17 protein-coding genes are annotated in these 18,511 nt (G+C 64.3%); 2 read left to right on the forward strand and 15 right to left on the reverse strand.

Annotated elements, in window-relative coordinates:
• Positions 1–413: 413 nt before the first annotated feature.
• From motD to QPK31_RS03980, 8 genes are all read right to left on the reverse strand, one after another.
• On the reverse strand, positions 414–1,187 hold the full coding sequence (gene motD, locus QPK31_RS03945) for a flagellar motor protein MotD (RefSeq protein WP_290421646.1): 774 nt from the start codon (positions 1,185–1,187) through the stop codon (positions 414–416).
• A 7-nt stretch (positions 1,188–1,194) separates the two neighbouring features.
• Positions 1,195–1,938 (reverse strand): flagellar motor protein, encoded by a 744-nt coding sequence (locus QPK31_RS03950; RefSeq protein WP_290421647.1) that lies wholly within the window; start codon positions 1,936–1,938, stop codon positions 1,195–1,197.
• The gene (locus tag QPK31_RS03955) at positions 1,920–2,648 is read right to left on the reverse strand and encodes an RNA polymerase sigma factor FliA (RefSeq protein ID WP_290421648.1); all 729 of its coding nucleotides are present in this window, start codon (positions 2,646–2,648) and stop codon (positions 1,920–1,922) included. The genes QPK31_RS03950 and QPK31_RS03955 overlap by 19 nt, the downstream gene beginning before the upstream one ends.
• 14 nt (positions 2,649–2,662) lie before the next feature.
• The gene (locus QPK31_RS03960; RefSeq protein ID WP_290421649.1) at positions 2,663–3,487 is read right to left on the reverse strand and encodes an antiactivator of flagellar biosynthesis FleN protein; all 825 of its coding nucleotides are present in this window, start codon (positions 3,485–3,487) and stop codon (positions 2,663–2,665) included.
• Positions 3,480–4,889 carry a flagellar biosynthesis protein FlhF gene (gene flhF, locus QPK31_RS03965; protein WP_290421650.1) on the reverse strand — a complete coding sequence of 470 codons (1,410 nt, stop codon included), beginning with the start codon at positions 4,887–4,889 and terminating at the stop codon, positions 3,480–3,482. The genes QPK31_RS03960 and flhF overlap by 8 nt, the downstream gene beginning before the upstream one ends.
• A 445-nt stretch (positions 4,890–5,334) precedes the next feature.
• Positions 5,335–7,443 (reverse strand): flagellar biosynthesis protein FlhA, encoded by a 2,109-nt coding sequence (flhA, locus tag QPK31_RS03970; RefSeq protein ID WP_290421651.1) that lies wholly within the window; start codon positions 7,441–7,443, stop codon positions 5,335–5,337.
• A gap of 11 nt (positions 7,444–7,454) precedes the next feature.
• Entirely contained in the window at positions 7,455–8,618 is a 1,164-nt protein-coding gene (gene flhB, locus QPK31_RS03975; protein WP_290421652.1) for a flagellar biosynthesis protein FlhB, read from the reverse strand.
• A gap of 100 nt (positions 8,619–8,718) precedes the next feature.
• Complete coding sequence (locus QPK31_RS03980) at positions 8,719–9,822, reverse strand: glycosyltransferase (RefSeq protein WP_290421653.1); 1,104 nt, start codon at positions 9,820–9,822, stop codon at positions 8,719–8,721.
• A 336-nt stretch (positions 9,823–10,158) separates the two neighbouring features.
• On the opposite strand from QPK31_RS03980, the gene QPK31_RS03985 reads away from it, so the two are divergent.
• Positions 10,159–11,385: a hypothetical protein gene (locus QPK31_RS03985; RefSeq protein ID WP_290421654.1), complete on the forward strand. Its 1,227-nt coding sequence runs from the start codon at positions 10,159–10,161 to the stop codon at positions 11,383–11,385.
• A gap of 9 nt (positions 11,386–11,394) precedes the next feature.
• Here the strand turns inward: QPK31_RS03985 and QPK31_RS03990 are convergent, their stop codons facing one another.
• The 3 genes from QPK31_RS03990 to QPK31_RS04000 all read right to left on the reverse strand — a co-directional run bounded on the left by QPK31_RS03990 (position 11,395) and on the right by QPK31_RS04000 (position 14,488).
• Positions 11,395–12,390, reverse strand: a complete 996-nt coding sequence (locus QPK31_RS03990) for a fumarylacetoacetate hydrolase family protein (protein WP_290421655.1) — start codon at positions 12,388–12,390, stop codon at positions 11,395–11,397.
• Positions 12,391–12,448: 58 nt separating this feature from the next.
• Positions 12,449–13,489, reverse strand: coding sequence for a phospholipase A (locus QPK31_RS03995; protein ID WP_290421656.1), 1,041 nt, complete (start codon positions 13,487–13,489; stop codon positions 12,449–12,451).
• 279 nt (positions 13,490–13,768) lie between these two features.
• Complete coding sequence (locus QPK31_RS04000) at positions 13,769–14,488, reverse strand: pseudouridine synthase (protein WP_290421657.1); 720 nt, start codon at positions 14,486–14,488, stop codon at positions 13,769–13,771.
• A 210-nt stretch (positions 14,489–14,698) separates the two neighbouring features.
• On the opposite strand from QPK31_RS04000, the gene QPK31_RS04005 reads away from it, so the two are divergent.
• Complete coding sequence (locus QPK31_RS04005; RefSeq protein ID WP_290421658.1) at positions 14,699–15,004, forward strand: hypothetical protein; 306 nt, start codon at positions 14,699–14,701, stop codon at positions 15,002–15,004.
• Between the two features lie 283 nt (positions 15,005–15,287).
• On the opposite strand, the gene QPK31_RS04010 is transcribed toward QPK31_RS04005, so the two are convergent.
• The 4 genes from QPK31_RS04010 to QPK31_RS04025 are packed head-to-tail and all read right to left on the reverse strand — an operon-like array spanning position 15,288 to position 18,362.
• Positions 15,288–16,280 carry a S49 family peptidase gene (locus QPK31_RS04010; RefSeq protein WP_290421659.1) on the reverse strand — a complete coding sequence of 331 codons (993 nt, stop codon included), beginning with the start codon at positions 16,278–16,280 and terminating at the stop codon, positions 15,288–15,290.
• Between the two features lie 41 nt (positions 16,281–16,321).
• Positions 16,322–16,684, reverse strand: a complete 363-nt coding sequence (locus tag QPK31_RS04015; protein WP_290421660.1) for a Rieske 2Fe-2S domain-containing protein — start codon at positions 16,682–16,684, stop codon at positions 16,322–16,324.
• Positions 16,681–17,340 carry an HAD-IIIA family hydrolase gene (locus QPK31_RS04020; protein WP_290421661.1) on the reverse strand — a complete coding sequence of 220 codons (660 nt, stop codon included), beginning with the start codon at positions 17,338–17,340 and terminating at the stop codon, positions 16,681–16,683. The genes QPK31_RS04015 and QPK31_RS04020 overlap by 4 nt, the downstream gene beginning before the upstream one ends.
• 41 nt (positions 17,341–17,381) lie before the next feature.
• Positions 17,382–18,362 (reverse strand): RluA family pseudouridine synthase, encoded by a 981-nt coding sequence (locus QPK31_RS04025; protein ID WP_290421662.1) that lies wholly within the window; start codon positions 18,360–18,362, stop codon positions 17,382–17,384.
• Positions 18,363–18,511 lie beyond the last annotated feature (149 nt).

Below are 18,511 nucleotides of genomic sequence, written 5' to 3' on the forward strand. Positions count from 1 at the left end.
GAGCCTCACTAATTGATTGGGAGAAAAAATTCCTAGCTTCAACAACTCGACATAGTAGCGTCTTTTTATCCGGCCGGAAATAACAGCTGGCATTTTTACTACTCAAATTTAGAACGATTTTTGCACACCGGAGCCTTGTGCCAGACACAACATTTGTGATACATGGAAATAGAAATTTCCTCGATAATTCAGTGTCTTGTGAATATTCGATAGAATTGCGCACGCAAATAGCATGGAGAAATACACGCTTTTTAACGCAACAAAAACTGGAACGGTTGGTGCAAGCGAGCCGCCAGGACGCTGGCGCGGGATGCGGGAGGATGAAGCTGGAAAGGAGAGGGGCGGACAGTGACGCCGCCGACACAGTGAAATATTATTTCAAGCAGGTGGCTGCAATGAAATAATATTTCACGCTAGCCTGGGAGCGGATTGGCCGCTTCGGGAACGGCAGTGAGGATGGTGATGGCAACGCGCCGGTTGCGCGCCCGGCCCTCTTCGTTGTCGTTCGGCGCCACCGGCAGGTTGGCGCCACGGCCGATGGCCGTCAGCCTGGCCGGGGCAATCCCGTTGTCGATGAACAGCCGCACCACGCTGCTGGCGCGCACGGTCGACAATTCCCAGTTCGACGGGAACAGCGGGCTGGCAATCGGCAGATTGTCGGTATGCCCCTCGACCTCGATCGCATGCGGATCGTTCTTCAGCAAACCCGCCACGGTGCCGAGCGTCGCGCGCGATTCCTCGCCGAGCGCGGCCTGCCCTTCGGCAAACAGGATGCTGGCGTTGATCTCGACGCTGACGCCGCGCCCGGTCTGCACCACGCGCACCTTGCCGGCCTGGATCAGGGGCATCAGGGAATTGTTGAGGTCGCGCGCCAGGGTGTTCATGCGTTCGCGCTCGCGCCTGGCGGCTTCGGCGCGCTTGCGGGCGATGATGCCGCTCAGCGGCAAGGCGTCGATGGCGCTGCTGGCCTGCGGGGTTTCCGGCTGGCCGCCAAAGGCGCTGCCGAGCGCATCCGACAGCACCTTGTACTTGCCTTCGTTAACCACGGAAATCGCGTACATCACGACGAAAAAGGCGAACAGCAGGGTGATGAAGTCGGCGTAGGAAATCAGCCAGCGGTCCCCATTGTCGCCGGCGCCGGCGCCATGGCCATGGTTGCCGTTCTCGTCGTAGCGTTTGCGCGCCATCGTCGGCTCAGCGCTTCGCCAGCAGGCTGGCCACGCGCTCTTCCACCACGCGGGTATGGTTGCCGGTGGCGAGGTCGTGGAAGACTTCCAGCAGGATTTCGTACTGCGCCACCTGGTCCGTGACGATTGCCTTCAGCTTGTTCCCCACCGGCAGGAAAAACAGATTGGCTAGTCCGACACCGTACACGGTCGAGACAAACGCCACCGCGATCCCCGAGCCCAGGCGCGACGGATCCGACAGATTTTCCATCACGTGGATCAGGCCCAGCACCGCGCCCAGGATGCCGATGGTCGGCGCATAGCCGGCAGCGGACTCCCAGATGCGCGCCGCCTGGCGCTCGCCGAACTCAAAGGCGTTGATCTCGGTTTCCAGCAGGTTGCGCAGCTTGTCCGGGTGGATGCCGTCGACCACCAGGCGCAGGCCCTTCTGCACGAACACATCCTTCGTGCCCATGTACTGTTCCAGCGACAAGAGCCCGTCGCGGCGTGCCGACAGGCTCCAGAGGGCAATCGCCTGCGCCAGCGGCTGGCGTCCGCTTTTCGGCGGGAAGAACACCCAGCGCAGCATCGCCATGCCGCGCCGGAAGGTTGTCGATTCCGATTGCAGCAGCACCGCGCCGAAGGTGCCGACCACGACGATGGCAAACGCCGCCGGCTGGATGAGTGACGCAAAGCGGCCGCCGTCGAGCGTGTGCCCGACCAACAGGCCGGCCAGCGCCAGCGCCAGGCCGATCAGGCTGGCGAAGTCCACAGTCTCTCCCGCAGCGACGCACGCAGGCGCGCCACCGCTTGTGTATGGAGTTGCGACACGCGCGACTCGGACACGCCGAGCACGGCGCCGATTTCCTTCAGGTTCAGTTCCTCTTCGTAGTACAGGCCCATCAGGATTTTCTCGCGCGGCGGCAGGCCGTCGATGGCCTCGATCACGGCCGAGCGGAAGTCGGTGTCGAGCAGCGCGCGCAGCGGGTCGTCCTCATCGACGGCATAGCGGTCGAGGAAGCTGTCGTTGCCGTCGTCATCGTGAAAATCCTCGTAGTAGACCAGCTGGTGGCCGCCGCCTTCGAACAGCATTTCCTGGTAGTCCTCGAGCGGAATGTCGAGCGACTTGGCAACCTCGAGTTCGGTCGGCGCGCGGCCCAGGCGCTGCTGCAGAGCGGTCATGGCGGATTCCACTTTCTTCATGTTCTGGCGGGTGCTGCGCGGCATCCAGTCGTTGGCGCGCAGTTCGTCGACCATCGCGCCGCGGATGCGCAGCACGGCATAGGTTTCGAACTGGGCGCCGTGGTTGTCCTCGTAGCGGTTGATGGCGTCCAGCAGGCCCATCATGCCGGCCTGGATCAGGTCATCGACCTCGACCGACGGCGGCAGCTTGGCCTTCATCTGGTGCGCCAGGCGCTTGACCAGCGGTTGATGCTGGGCGAGCAAATGGTTCTTGTCCGCTTTCCCTTTGACGGTATACATGCTTGTGCTTTTTCTTAAGAGCCGAATCTGGAGCCGAAGCCGCCCTGGCGCGCCATGGCGAAGCGCCCGGCCAGCTGGCGGAACGCCACCGAGGCCCCGGCCATCGGGAACGCGTCCACCACGGACCGTCCAAGCCGCGCCGCGCGGTGCAGGTATTCGTCCGCCGGCACCGAGCCCATCGACGTCAACGTTACTGCCAGGTAACGGCTTGCCGCTTGTGACATATTATCGTAAACAATCCCGGCCTCCGCCTCGCTCGCCCCGGTGACCAGGATGCCGAACGGACGGCGTCCGAATTCCTGGGCCAGGCGCTTGATCAGCGTGTAGGCGTTGGTGATCGAGGTGGCGCTGGTGGACACCTGCACCACGATTTCCGACTCGGCCAGCATCGGGACCGCGAAGCTGCCGTCGCGCCCGAGTTCGCCGTCGACGATCACGATGCCGCCCTGCCCTTTCACCAGCACATCGAAGGCTTTCGCCAGGCGCCGCGCTTCATCGCTGCCGGCTTGCGGGGCCACGCCGTCGCGCACCAGGGTCGCTACCTGGAAACCCTGGGGCGCGTGCTGCACCACCTGGTTCAGCGCGCATTCCTGGCGCGCCACCTGCAGCAGGCTGACATGGCGTTCCATTTCCAGTGCGCGCGCCACGCCGCGTTCGCGCTGGCAGGCGTCGACGATCATCACGTCATTGCCGGCCTGGACCAGCGACGCGCCCAGGTTCACCAGCATCGCGCCCTTCTCGTCGCCCGGCGTGGCCGAGAGGAAAGTCACGAGACGCGGTTTCGGGCCGGCCAGCATCCGGCGCAGGCCCTCGGCCTGGTCGAAGTCGAAACTAGCCAAGGTGCACCCCGCGCAGGCCGCTGTCGTTCTTCAGGTTGCCGGTGCCGGCCATCAGGACCGGCAGGTCGGCGTCGTCGAACTGGCTGGCGGCATCGCGGCGGCTGCGGAAGGCGCGGTCGACCAGCATGGCGCGGTCGGCCAGGTGCAGGTCTTCCGGCACGCGCTGGCCGTTCGAGATGTAGTGCAGGTTCAGCTTGTTGCGGATCATCACGTCGAGCACGTTGCCGATCGAGGCGGCCTCGTCGAGCTTGGTCATGATGCAGCCATGCAGGCCGCTGCCCGAGTAGGCACGCACGACTTCGTTCAGCGTTTCGTTGGTCGAGGTCGCATTCAGGCACAGCAGGCGCTTCACGTCGGCGCCGGCGCCGGCCAGCATCGCCACCTGTTCGGTCACCATCTGGTCGCGCTGCGACATGCCGATGGTGTCGATCAGCACGGTGTGCTTGTTCTTCAGTTCTTTCAGGGCGATGCGCAGGTCGGCTTCGTCCTTCACCGAGTGCACCATCACGCCCAGGATCTTGCCGTAGATGCGCAGCTGCTCGTGGCCGCCGATACGGTAGGCATCGGTGGTGATCAGGGCCAGCTTGTCGGCGCCATGGCGCATCACGCAGCGCGCGGCCAGCTTGGCGGTGGTCGTGGTCTTCCCGACGCCGGTCGGGCCGACCAGGGCAAACACGCCGCCCTGGTCCAGCAGCGAATCCTCGTCCGCCATGGTCGTCAGGTTACGGGCCAGCACGGTCTTGATCCAGCGCATCGCTTCGGCGGCATCCTTGTTGGCCGGCAGCTTGTCGATCAGGTAGCGCGACAGCGAGGCCGAGAAACCGGCAGCCAGCATCTCGCGCAGCACGGTCGCCTTTTGCGGTTCGCGCTGCTGGGTGCTGCCCCAGGACATTTCGGCCAACTGGCTTTCCATCATGCCGCGCATGGCGCGCAGTTCGCTCATCATGCCGGTCATTTCGGCGGCGGCCGATTCCTTGGCTTGCGAGATGGCGGTTTCCATCATCTTGGTCATGGCGGCCATGTCGAAGGCCGGCGCGACCGGTGCGGCGGCCGGCTCAGGCATGCGCTGGGCGAAAGCGGGCGCGAACTCCGGCTCGGGCTGGGCGGCGCGGCGGGCGAACACGTGTTCCGGGGCCACGGCCGGGGCGGCGCCGCGGCGGTTGACGAAGCTTGGTGCTTCCGGCTCGAAGGCATCGAGGGCCAGGCGCGGCTGCGGCTGGGCCATTTCCGATTCCGGCGCCGGCGACGCCAGCGACGCGACGTCGTCGTTGTCCAACGCGAGAATCTCGACCACGCCATCGACGGGCCGGTTCGAGAGGATGACGGCATCCGGCCCGAGCGCGTCGCGCACCTTGCGCAAGGCTTCACGAGAGGTTGCCGCTGTAAATTTCTTCACATTCATCTTTTTCTCCGCACACACTGCATTCAATTTCAACGAAAGGCATAGCGCCTGTCCACGAATGAGATTATTGACGATGCCGTGAAGCAAGCATCTGGTGAGAAAGCGGGGAAAAAGGGGTTATTTCTCGGGGGAGGGTTTTTGGGCACGTAGCCGAGGGAGGAGCTGGCGGGCGAATTCGCGTGGTTCCAGGCCCATGGATACGCACGAAACGCGTGGGCACGGGGTGCCCACCTTACGGTTATTTACCGGGGTGATGCATACATATCGGGCTATTTCCCGTACGGTGGGGTCATTGATGCCGGGGCATCAATGACGTGCCCACGCGGATCATGCACACCAATAACGGCACGCCGACGGGCCCCGTGGCGCAAAAACACCACATCCGCCCAACGTTCAAACACCAAAAAAATGGCGCCGGTTCCACACCGACGCCATTTCGACACGATTACTGCGCACCCACCAGGCTGGTCACCCGAATCGTCTTGGTCTCCGGAATCTCCGAATGCGACAATACCTTCAACTGCGGCAACGCGCGGCGCAGGAAGCGCGACAGCAGCACGCGCAGCGGACCCGGCACCAGCAGCACCGGGGTGTGCCCCATGGCTTCCTGCTGCTGCGAGGCGTTATACGCCTGCTGGGCAATCGTATCGGCCAGGCCCGGCTCGATGCCGGTGCCGTCGCCGCCCGCACCCAGGGCCTGCATCAGCAGACGCTCGAGGCGGTTGTCCAGGGTCATCACCGACAACTCGTTGGTGCCCGGGAACAGCTGCTGCACGATCGCACGGCCCAGGGCGATACGCACCAGCGCGGTCAAGTCGTTCGGGTCCTGCGTCTGGCCGGCATGCTCGGACAGGGTCTCGATGATGGTGCGCATGTCGCGGATGTGCACGCCTTCGATCAAGAGATTCTGCAACACTTTCTGCAGCGTCGACAGCGACACCACTTTCGGCACCAGGTCTTCCACCAGCTTCGGCGATTCCTTGCCGAGGTGATCCAGCAGCGCCTGCACTTCCATGCGGCCCAGCAGTTCCGACGCATGCGTCGTGATCAGGTGGTTCAGGTGGGTGGCGACAACGGTACCGGCGTCGACCACGGTATAGCCCAGGTTCTGCGCTTCGTCGCGCAGGCTGGCTTCGATCCACACCGCCGGCAGGCCGAAGGCCGGATCGGTCGTCGCCTGGCCCGGCAGCGTGCCGCTGGCCATGCCCGGGTTGATCGCCAGGAACTGGCCGTTGATCGCTTCGCCGGTGCCCACTTCCACGCCCTTCAGGGTGATGCGGTAGCTCGACGGTTTCAGTTCCAGGTTGTCGCGGATGTGCACCGGCGGCGCCAGGAAGCCGACTTCCTGGGCGAACTTCTTGCGGATGCCCTTGATGCGCTTGAGCAGCTCGCCGCCCTGCGTCTTGTCGACCAGCGGAATCAGGCGGTAGCCCACTTCCAGGCCCAGGGTGTCGACCGGCATGATGTCTTGCCAGGTCGCTTCTTCGGTCTCGCTGGACGCCGCCTTGCTGGCGTTGGTCGATGCTTCTTCGGCCGCCGCTTCGGCTTCGCGCTGCGGTGCGTTCTTGGCGCGCTTGGCCAGCAGGTAGCCCGAGCCGATCAGCGAACCGGCCAGCAGCAGGAACACCAGGTTCGGCATGCCCGGGATCAGACCCAGGCCGCCGATGATGAAGCCGGTGATGTACAGCACTTCCGGCTTGGCGAACAGCTGGCCCACCATCTGGCCGCCGATGTCCTGGTCGTTGGCAACGCGCGACACCACCATACCGGCCGCGATCGAGATGATCAGCGACGGGATCTGGGCCACCAGGCCGTCACCGATGGCCAGCAGGGTGTAGGTCTTGGCCGCTTCGCCGACCGGCAGGTCGTGCATCACCACGCCGACGATCAGGCCGCCGATCACGTTGATCAGGGTCACCATGATGCCGGCGACGGCGTCACCCTTGACGTACTTCGAGGCACCGTCCATCGCGCCGTAGAACTCGGCTTCCTGGCCGACTTCGGCACGGCGCTTGCGCGCCTCGGCTTCGCCGATCATGCCGGCGTTCAGGTCGGCGTCGATCGCCATCTGCTTGCCCGGCATCGCGTCCAGGGCGAAGCGTGCGCCGACCTCGGCGATACGGCCCGCACCCTTGGTGACGACGGTGAAGTTAATGATGGTGAGAATCACGAACACCACGATACCGACAGTGTAGTTGCCGCCGATCAGGAAGTGGCCGAAGGCCTCGATGACCTTGCCGGCCGCGGCGCCGCCGGTGTGGCCTTCGGTCAGGACAATACGGGTCGAGGCCACGTTCAGCGACAGGCGCAGCATGGTCGACACCAGCAGGATCGCCGGGAAAGCCATGAAGTCGAGCGGCTTGACCGTGTACAGCGCGGTCAGCAGCACGATCACCGACAGGGCGATGTTGAAGCTGAAGAACAGGTCGAGGACGAATGCCGGCAAGGGCAGGATCATCATGGCCAACAGCAGGATGATCAGGATCGGCGCAGCCAGGGCGTTGCCCCGTGCGCCCAAGCCGGTCAGCCATGCTGGCAGTCTCAAACTATTCATCGAATGCTTCCTTATTGATTAGATTCGGGTTTCTTCTGCGATGCCGGGTTCAGCGGGTCCATCTCCGGCGGCACTTGCAGCCTGGTCGGGCGATCCGGGTAATGGCCGCCGGCCTTGAAGTTACGCACCTGGAAGACATACGCCAGCACTTCCGCCACCGCCGAGTACAGCGTTTCCGGGATCTCGTCATCGATCTCGGTATGCTTGTACAGGGCACGGGCCAGGGCCGGCGCTTCCAGCAGGGCCACCTTGTTCTCGCGCGCCAGCTCGCGGATCTTGGCGGCCACTTCGTCGACGCCCTTGGCCACCACACGCGGCGCGCCGGCCTGGCCGTCGGTGTACTTCAGCGCCACCGCGTAATGGGTCGGGTTGGTCACGACCACATCTGCAGTAGGAACATTTTGCATCATGCGGTTGCGCGCCATTTGCCGCTGCATCTGGCGAATCTTCCCTTTAATCTGAGGATTGCCGTCGGATTCTTTCGATTCTTGAATCATTTCCTGGCGCGTCATCTTGTGTTTATTGTTGTAATGCCAAATCTGGTAAGGCCCGTCGATCAGGGCGATCACGCCCAGCGCGCCGACGATGTACAGGAAGGTGTGCGCGATCAGGTCGCCCAGGTGGCCGGTCGCGGTGCCGACCGGCTCGACCGCCAGGCCGAGCACCGCATCGGTCTCGCTGCGGATCACGATCCAGGCCACGGCGCCCACCACCAGGGTCTTGGCGATGGCCTTTAATAGTTCGATCAGGGAATTCGTCGACACCATGTTGCCGATACCCGCGATCGGGTTCAGCTTCATGAAGTTCGGCATGAAGGCTTTGGCGCTGAAATTGAAGCCGCCGATCATCATCGGCGCGGCGAGCGCAACCAGCATGATGGCAAAGGCCAGCGGCAGGCAGGCCAGCAGCACGCCGCCGACGTCGTTGGCGATGCGCTCAAGCAAAACGGTGGGGTTCTGGATTTGCTCGCGGTCGAGCGTCAGGCCGGATTCGAGCGCGCTTTGCAGGCGGCCGATCAGGCTGCCGCCGGTGATCCAGAGGCCGGCGCCGGCCGTCATCAGGACGGCAAAGGTCGCCAGTTCGCGCGAGCGCGGAATGTCGCCTTCTTCGCGTGCCTTCTGTAGTTTTCTGGGCGATGCGTCTTCTGTCTTCTCTGCGTCGCTGTCTTCCGCCATGCCCTGCTCCCCTGGTCGCCTATATGCAGGGTGGGATTATCGCCGTTGTTGCCCTATAACCATAGAGGGAACAGGGAGGAGAAACAGGGGTATTTCGGCGTCAGGACTGGACCGGCTCGGGTTCCGGCGCCAGCGCCGGCAGGGCCACGCGCGCCCCGTTGCGCATGGCGCGGCGGCGGCGCGCACGGGCGGCGTGGGCCACGTACCAGTAGAAACCGAGGTAGAGGGCGAAGCTGGCCGCGGTGGCCGGCAGCAGCGCCGCGCCGTCCTCGGCGAAGCGCACCGCCAGCACGGCCGGCACCGCGGCGATCGCCCACGAGAACGGCGAGACGCAGGCATTGCGCAGCGAAGCGCTGAGGAAGCGGAAATAACGGCCGGTGATCGCGATCTTGACCAGGCTGTGCAGGTGGCAGCTGTCCGGCTGGCCGGGATGGCGGCGGCACCACAGGCGGCGCGCGATGGTGAACACGGTCTCGAACACCGGGTAGGCGCAGGCCAGCAGCGGCGCCCAGGGCGAAATGCCGGGATTGCGGTAGACCAGCATTACCGACAGCCAGGACAGCAGGAAGCCGAGCAGGTAGGCGCCGCCGTCGCCCAGGAACAGCTTGCCGAACGGGAAATTCACCAGGAAGAAGCCGGCCGTCACGGCGCAGACCAGGAAGCACAGGCGCGCCAGCTCGGCGTCGCCGCAGCCGTCGGCAATGAAGCCGAGGGCGACCAGGCCGATGATCACGGTGCCGCTGGCCAGGCCATTGAAACCGTCGATGATGTTCACGGCGTTCGCCACGCCGCCCACCGCAAAGGCGGTGAACAGGACCGACAGCGGCAGCCAGGCCAGGGCCGTGTCGAGCGGATCGATGCCAGTCTCGAGGATGTGCACGTCGGTCAGCAGCCAGCACAGCACGCCGCTGGCCATGGTGGCGAACAGGCGCATGCCGATCGAGACGCGGCGCGTCAGGTCTTCGGCCATGCCGAACAGGAAAGCCGGGAGCGACGCCAGCAGCAGCGGCGCGAACAGGGCTTGCTGGGCGTCGGACGACAGGGCGCAGGCCACGAACAGGCCGAGCATGATCGCCAGGCCGCCGATCCGCGGCGTCGGTGCGCTGTGGAACTTCTGCACGCCGCGCGTTGCATCCAGCGTAAACCGGCCATGCCAGCGCGTCGTCGCAACGAGTACCAGCGAGAAGACCAGCGATACCGTCAAGCCGACTTCAGAGACTATGAAATGAGTTTCCAATCGATCCACGATGACACTTAGATAACTGGCGGATTCTAACTCATTTCTCCAGAGAAAGCCCACACGGTCCGGCAATCGTGTTTTGTCGTTGTAACCGTTAAATGACGTCCCTATGCAACATTCAAGTCCTTGATTTTACTTAGAATTTATTTTTATTAAGATTAAACTTGATTTTCGGCAAAAAATGTTCTCTTCAATTTTCCTCATATTCCCCGACACTTTGTTACATTTATGATGTATTTCTGCCACGTTCTACCGCTGACTTTTACAACTCGTAACACATTCAAACCACAGGTGTAAGCGATGCCATTTCCGCGAATTCAACTGATTTTCTGCACGGCATTGCTGATGGGGCTGGCGCCGGCGCCAACAGCGGCCCAGGTGACGCAAGCCGCGCTCGATGCGACGCAGCATGCGCTGGAACTGTGGATTGCCGCGGCGTCTGCAGAAGCCAGTGAGGCCGTGGCTGCCCAGCGCGAAGCCGAGGCGCGCCAGGCCAGGCTCGAGGCCGAGCGCGCCGCCCTGCTGGCCCAGTTGCCCGATGCAAACGTGCGCGCCTTGGCCGGCAGCGTCGAGACGCGCCAGTTCGGCGCCGCCGGCCTGGTGCGCGCCTTCGACCTGGCACGCACGCTGGCTGCCGAAGTGTGCGCCGCCCTGCCCGCCGGCGAACAGCTGGTGGTTCACGATCCGCTCGCTAGCCAGGGGGGGCTGGCGGCGCGCACCGTGAACGACACCCTTGTGCGCATGGGCGAGGAAATGTCGCGCCGGAACAAGGAAATGCAGGCCTATATCGACGCCCACACGCCGCCCGGCGCGGTGCTGGCCAGCGTGACGACCGCGCTGACCGTGGTGCCGGCCCTGGTGCGCGCCGGCGCCGATACCGCCTCGCTGTTCAAGACCGACGCCAGTGCCAGCGCGATGGCGTATGGCGAAGGGGCGCGCGCCCTCTTCCTCAGCGCGCTTGCCAGCACCTGCCCCGCGCAGCTGGCCGGCCTCGGCAGCGGCTACCTGGGCGAACTCGACCTTGCCCAGCACGAACGCCTGCTTGGGCGCGTGCGTACGCTGGCCGGCCACCGCGCCGACTATGCCAACCGCATCGCCCAGCTGCAAAAGCTGGCCGATGCGGCCAAAGGCGAGGACAAGAAGGAACTGAGCGCCGTGGCCGGGGCGGCCGGCGCGGCGCTGAAGACAGTTGACGCCTTCATCGAATCCTTGAGGGCCGGCGAAACCGGCGAGCGCAGTCCGCTCTACAACACGGCTCGCTATCTCGGCTACGCCGGCCGCACCGCCGGCGCCCCGGTGCTGGACTTCGATTTGCGCCTGGAAGGCATGAGCATCGTGCGCGACAATTTGTTCACCGGGCAAAAGCTGCGCCTGTCCGGCGTGGCCCTGCTCTGGTTCCGGGTGCATGCGCCCGACGGCAGCCTGCGCCTGTCGCAGACGCTGCGCCGGGTGGCCAGGCCGATCGAGGTCGACCTGAAGGGCGCGGCGGCGGGCGACGCTTTCTGGGACGGGCCGGCGCGGCCCTGAACGCCAGGCTCAGGCCTTGCGCACGGTCTGCTCGATGGCGCCGAACACCGGCTTGCCGCCTTCGTCCAGCATCTCGATGCGGATGGTATCGCCGAAACGCATGAAGGGGGTGCTCGGCGCGCCATCGGCCGCCGTTTCCAGGGCTCGCTGCTCGGCGATGCAGCCGTAACCGGCCGACGCCTTGGCCTTGCCCGTGGGGCGGTTCGACACCGTGCCCGCGCCGACGACCGTGCCGGCGCGTGCCCTGCGGCTCTTGCACAGGTGCGCGATCAGTTGCGGGAAATTGAAGGCCATGTCGACGCCGGCATCCGGCTGGCCGACGAGGTGGCCGTTCCAGGTCGAGCGCAGCGCCCCGTGGACCTTGCCGCCGCGCCAGGCCTCGCCCAGCTCGTCCGGCGTGACCGCCACCGGGGCAAAGCCGGCGGCCGGCTTCGATTGCAGGAAGCCGCCGCCCTTGGCCAGCTCGGCCGGAATCAAGTTGCGCAGCGACACGTCGTTGGCCAGCATGAGCAGGCGGATCCTGCCGTGCGCCTCGTCGGGCGTGGCGCCCATCGGCACGTCGTCGACGATGACGGCGAGGCCGGCCCCGAAATCGATGCCCCATTCCTCGTGCGCCAGCAGGATATCGTCGTGCGGGCCGAGGAAAGCGTCGCTGCCGCCCTGGACCATCAGGGGATCGTCGCGCAAGGATTCCGGCATGTCGGCGTTGCGCGCGCGCAGCAGCAGTTCCACGTGATGCAGGTAGGCCGCTCCCTGGACCCACCCATAGGCGCGCGGCAGCGGCGCCATGCAGCGCTGCGGCTCGAAATCGAAGGCGCGGCGCGTTTCGCCCCGGTTCAGCTGGGTGTACAGGCTGTCGAGCTGGGGCGCGATGAAGGCCCAGTCGTCGAGGGCGGCCTGCAGCGTCGGCGCGATGGCGTCGGCCATGTGCGCGCTCTTCAAATCGCGCGACACGACGGCCAGCTGGCCGTCGCGGCTGCCATCGTGGATGGTCGCAAGTTTCATTGGCGGTCAGGAAAATGAGGGTGCGCCATTGTAGTGCACCCTTCCTCCTGAAGCGCGGTCAGAAGGTGCCGAGCACCCCGAAACCGATCGACCGCTGGAAGTAATTGTAGTCGATCAGGCTCTGGCCATAGCCGGCAAAGGCCTGGGCGTAACCCTTCAGGTTGCCTGCCAGCGGGAAGGCCCAGCCGGCCTGGATCGCGCCCTTGTCGGTGTGGAAGTTATAGCGCAGCGTCGACGAATAGATGTGGCCGTCGCGACGGTAGGCCAGGGCCAGGTCGCCGCGGCCCATGTAGTCGACGATGTCCGGATTGTCGTCGTCGCTTTCGTTCAGGCGCTTCCAGAGGCGCGCGGTGGCCGAGAAGCCGTCCTTTTCCACGCCCAGCTGGGCATACAGGCGGTTCCAGCTGCGCGACAGCGAGCCCGACTGGCCGTTCGACTGGTGCACGAAACCCAGGCCCGCGAAACGCAAATCGACGCCGCCCAGGTTGATTGCCAGCGGCGTGATCGCCATGATCTCGGGCTGGTAGTTGGTTTCGCGGAACGGGCTGGATGCCTTGCTGTTCGCTGCCTGCCAGAAGCTGTTCTGGGTATAGCCGAACCAGAGGTCGACCGGCTTGCCGAAGGCACCCTCGATCATCTTCATCTTGAAGCTCAGCTGGAAAGCCAGTTCGGCCTTCGACAGATCCGCGTCGTCGTTCAGTTCGCGGTAAGGCGCATACGGCGCATCGTTCGTGCGGTAGCTGCGGGTGGCGATCAGGTAGCTTGCATGGTGCGGGCGGAACTTGAAGACGCCGCGCTGGTAAGCACCGTCGAGTTCCCAGTGGTCGAGCTGGCTGAACTTGGCGCTGCTCTCGGCCGACGGCTGGGCGGTGACCACCGGCACGGTGGCGGCCGGCGTGCCGTCGACGGGATTGACCACCACCGCCGCCTCGGTGCGCGGGGCCGGGGTCGCGGCCAGGGTGTCGAAACAGGCGAGGCGCGCGGTGTTGTCCCCGATGTTGGCGCAGTCGGCAATGACTTTCGGGGCGTCTTGCGCGTGGGCGCCGGCGGCGCAGATCAGGGGCAGCGTGAGCAGGAGGGGACGGTAGGAAAGCGGCATCTGGAGCAAAGGGGCGACAATAAGCGGTTGCAAAAAGGTGTCGTCGCGTCCGCCGGCACACGCTCGCGCCGACCACGGTCTGACGCGAGTCAATACAAGTTTGCAAGAAGATCAGCTTTGTTGTCGCACGTTTAAACGGTAGGGTGGTCGGCTATGCCCGACCGCGAGAACAAACGCTGCGTGTGCGCCGCCCACGCGTTCAACCCACGTCCGCGCCACCGCGGCCCCATCCAGCACCACCCCCGCGTTACCGCTACCCCATCCGGCACCACCCCCGCATCACACCCCAGGCACCAGCAAATCCAGCTGCGCCCCCTCCAGGAAGCACCACTCCCCTTCCTTCAAGCCCAGCGCTTCCAGCGTCAGCCCGCCGATCGCCGAACGGTGCAGCGCGCTGCAATGGTTGCCGGCGGCGGCCAGCATGCGCTTGACCTGGTGGTACTTGCCCTGCTCGAGCACGATTTCCAATTGGTGCTCGCCGCGCTGCACGCAGGACACGGCTTTCAGGGGCGCCGGTTCGTCGTGCAGCTGTACGCCGCTGAGCAATTGCTCGACCAGTTCAGGCGTGACCGGCTCGGCCGTGGTGGCCTGGTAGATCTTCGGCACATGGCGCTTGGGCGAGGACTGGGCGTGGATGAAGGGCCCGTCGTCCGACATCAGCAGCAGGCCGGTGGTGTCGTGGTCGAGGCGGCCGACCGGCTGCACTTCGCGCCAGCCGAACTGTTCCGGCAGCAGGGTCAGCACGCCCGGATGGTGGCTGGGTTTGCGCGAGCATTCGAAATTCGCGGGCTTGTACAGCGCGATGTACACGTGTTCGCGGTAGACCCATTCCTCGTCGAATACGGTCAGGACCAGGCCGGCGGTGTCGATCGTGGCCTTGTAGTTGTCTTCGATGACGCCATTCACGGCGACGTCGCCGTCTTCGATCAGGGCGCGGCAGTACTTGCGGGTGCCGAAACCCTGCGATTGCAGGATACGGTCCAGGGATAATTTACTCATGGGCGAGACTGTACCAGATGGCCCATGCTCGGTGAAGGCTGATAGCTATTACCGCGTGGACAGAGATGATGCGCTCGTTTGCGCTAGATCAATCGGAGCAGACCAACGGTTGATAGACTTCAACTCCATTAGGAATCGGCCTAACGCAACCAGCAGAATTGATGAGGGATGCGGTAGGAATAAATGGCAGGTTATTAAGAGGATTACACGATGCAAACCGTTAAACCAACCCTGGATACGCGCCCACCACTCTCCCCGGCCTCGGTGAAAGCCATGCGCCTGTCGCTGGCCCGGTCGCACACGGTCATGTTCCCGACCCGCCTGGCGTTAGCGCGCTGGACCCGCGGCGGCAATGTTCCCCACTTGCATGGGCAGACCAATGCGCCCTTGCGCGCCGCCTGGTTCGGCCGCGCCCAGCGCGACTTCCAGGCCTGGCTGGAAGCCGGCGGCTTCGTCCAGCATGACGACGGGGCTCCCCTGCCACAGCCGGTCGTGTCCGACGATACCCCTGCCTGAGCGCCGGCTTTCGTCCTCCGCAAAAGAAAACGACGGTTTGCACCGTCGTTTTCACTTCCCCTGGAGGACAGGTAGTGTGAGGAATTGAATTCTCTCAATTACCGCAAGCATGCGGTGCGCGCGTCAACAGATGAAACTGTGCGAACAGGTTGGCACTTGTTATTGGTCGCCCTCCCTGGAAAGAACCACGAAGTCCACTATAGGACACTTCGCGGAACTTTCAAGGATCAATTGAACACGATCAGCGCAGCTTACCTTCTCCAGCTTGCTTAAGTGTTGCTGATCATTTCAGCTGCGGCAGCACCGTGTGCGACATGGCCTTGACGGCGCCGGAGCCCACCGAGGCGCCGAATTTCTTCAGCACCCGTTCCGGCAAGCCTTCGTGGGCCGTGTAGTCGACGATGTCCTCGGCCTTCACGATGTCGCGCGCCACCGTGTCGACGGTGCCGAAGCCGTCGGCCAGGCCCATGTCCACCGCCTTGGCGCCGGTCCAGTACAGCCCGGAGAAGGTTTCCGGGGTTTCCTTCAGGCGCGCGCCACGTCCGGCGCGCACCACCGAGATGAATTGCTGGTGGATTTCGTTCAGCATTTCCTGGGCGTGTTCCCGGTGCTTTTCCGATTGCGGGCTGAAGGGGTCGAGGAAGCCCTTGTTGGCGCCGGCCGTCATCAGGCGCCGCTCGACACCGAGTTTTTCCATGGTGCCGGTAAAGCCGAAGCTGTCCATCAGCACACCCACCGAGCCGACGATGCTGGCCTTGTTGACATAGATCTTGTCGGCCGCCGCGGCAATGTAATAGCCGCCGGAAGCGCAGATCTCGTCGACCACCACGTACAACGGCTTGTCCGGGTAACCCTTCTTCAGGCGCCGGATCTCGTCGACGATGATGCCGGCCTGGACCGGGCTGCCGCCGGGGCTGTCGATGCGCAGCACCACCGCGGCCGAGCCGGCGTCGGAAAAGGCCTTGTTCAGCGAAGGAATCACATTATCGGCCGAACCGCTGCCTTCTGCCTCGATCTCGCCGTTAATTTCGATGAGCGCCGTATGGCGGCCCAGGTTTTCGTCGTCGCTGCCGAAGCTCAGGCCGAGGTAGGTCCAGAGGCCGACAATCAGCACCGTGAGAAAGGCGAGCCGGAAGAAGATGCTCCAGCGCCGCGCCGCACGCCGCTCCTTGATGGTGGCGAAGACGAGCTTCTCGAGGGTCTCGCGTTCCCAGTTGCTTGCGGTCGGGTTCGCTGCCAGCCGGCTTTCGTCATCGTTCCTGAAGTTGTCGCTCATAAGCAGTAGGTAAAGTTAAGGGCGTGCTGCGTTCTATCCCATCATACCGGGGCGGCGATCCGTTCGTCGGGTTGCCACAGCACCTTGCCGTCGGCCTCGCGCACCGCGATCGCCCGCAGGCGCGCGCCGCGGCAAGGCCCGCCGGCGCAGAGCCCGGTCTCGGGACGGTAGACGGCGCCGTGCGTGGCGCACATCAAATATTCGCCGCTCGACTCGAAGAACTGGCCTTGCACCCAGTCGAGTTCGGTGGGGACGTGGGCGCAGCGGTTCAGGTAAGCATACGCCTTGCCGCCGAAGCGCACCACGAAGCCGGTGGCCGGGTCGCCAAAGGCGACAACCGGAAAACGCACGCCCTGCCCGCCATCGACCAGCGCCGCCGAATCGCAGATGACCACGTCCATCATGCGTTCTCGGCCAGCCAGGCGTGCAGCTCGACTGCGGTCCTGGCGGAAAACACCGGGTGGCAGGCCAGCAGCTGGTCGACCGGATGGGCGCCGTACTCGACCGCGATGCCGGCCGCCCCGGCGTTGTTTGCCATCAGCAAGTCGTGGGTGGTGTCGCCGATCATCACGGTGCGGCGCATGTCCTGGCCGAGTTCGCGCGTCAGTTCCTGCAGCATGGCCGGATGCGGCTTGGAAAACGTTTCGTCAGCACAACGGGTGGCGTCAAACATCGACAGCAGGCCCGCCGCGTTCAGGGCCCGGTTCAGGCCGACGCGGCTCTTGCCCGTGGCCACGGCCAGGAAGTAGCCCTGTTGCGAAAGTTCGCTCAACATCTCGCGAACGCCCTTGAACAGGACGAGTTCGTGGTCCTTCGTCAGGAAATGGTAGCGGTAGCGCTCGACCATGCGCGGGTACATGGCCGGCTCCATGTCGGGCACCGCCACCTGCATCGCTTCGGGCAGGGCCAGTCCGATGACGTGCGAGGCGGCTTCGTCGCTCGGCACCGGCAAGCCGACATCGCGCGCGGCCGCCTGGATGCACTTGACGATGGCGGCCGTGCTGTCCATCAGCGTGCCGTCCCAGTCGAACACGATCAGATCAAATTGCTTTCTTGGCATTGCTTCCGGCCGGGCCGGCTCCTGTGTTCCGTATATTGAGATTAGTTCAGCGGCTGCCCCAAGCTTACCAAGAAACGGTCGCACTCGGCAGGCAGCGGCGCCTGCAAGGTCATCTTCGCGCCGGTATCCGGGTGCGTGAAGGTGATCTTGTAGGCGTGCAGGAACATGCGGCGCAGTGCACCGCGTGTTTCCGTGGCTTTCTGCAGCTGCTTGTTGAGTGCGAAATCGCCGTACTTCTCGTCACCAAGGATGGGGAAGCCGGACGAAGCCAGATGAACGCGGATCTGGTGGGTACGCCCGGTCTTCAATTCGGCTTCCAGCAAGGCAAACCCGGGCCACTTGCGCAGCAGGCTGAACACCGTATGCGACTCCATGCCGCCGGCCTGCACCACCACGCGGCGCTCGCCATCCGGCGTGCTGTATTTATGCAGCGGCAACTTCACGTGCTGGCGCTTGTTCACCCAGTCGCCCGTCACGGCGGCCAGGTAGCGTTTATCCGTATGGCCGTCGCGCATCTGCTCGTGCAAATTGGTCAGTGCCGAGCGCTTCTTGGCCAGCAGCAGCAAGCCCGAGGTTTCGCGGTCGAGGCGGTGCACCAGCTCCAGGAACTTGGCATCGGGCCGCGCCGCGCGCAGTTGCTCGATCACGCCGTAGGACACGCCCGAGCCGCCGTGCACGGCCACGCCGGCCGGCTTGTCGATCACCAGCAGGTGGCTGTCTTCGTGCACGATGCGGAATTCGGCGCCCGGCACCGGGGCCGTGCTGGCCTTTTCGGCGACGCGGATTGGCGGGATACGCACCAGGTCGCCCGCTTCCAGGCGATACAGCTGGTCGATCCGGCCCTTGTTGACCCGCACCTCGCCCGAGCGCAGGATGCGGTAAATATGGCTCTTCGGAACGCCCTTGCACACGCGCAGCAGGTAATTATCGATGCGCTGACCGGCTTCTTCTTCGGTAATCGTGACGAAACTTGCTGCCAATGCCTGTGATGAAGGGGGAACAACACCGTTTTGCATCTTCATTTGCCCTGTCTTCCCAGAAATTCTCTCTAAGTCCTTCATTTTGAATATATAATCGACAGGCGGCGGTGAAACCTCTGCAGGTGTAAGAATTAAAACGATATTTTACACAGGGGCGCGTTCCATCGGCCCCGCTGGCATGCAAATTCGAT

Origin of the sequence: Massilia sp. YIM B02769 (assembly GCF_030411995.1) — a bacterium.
Lineage (GTDB): Bacteria > Pseudomonadota > Gammaproteobacteria > Burkholderiales > Burkholderiaceae_D > Telluria.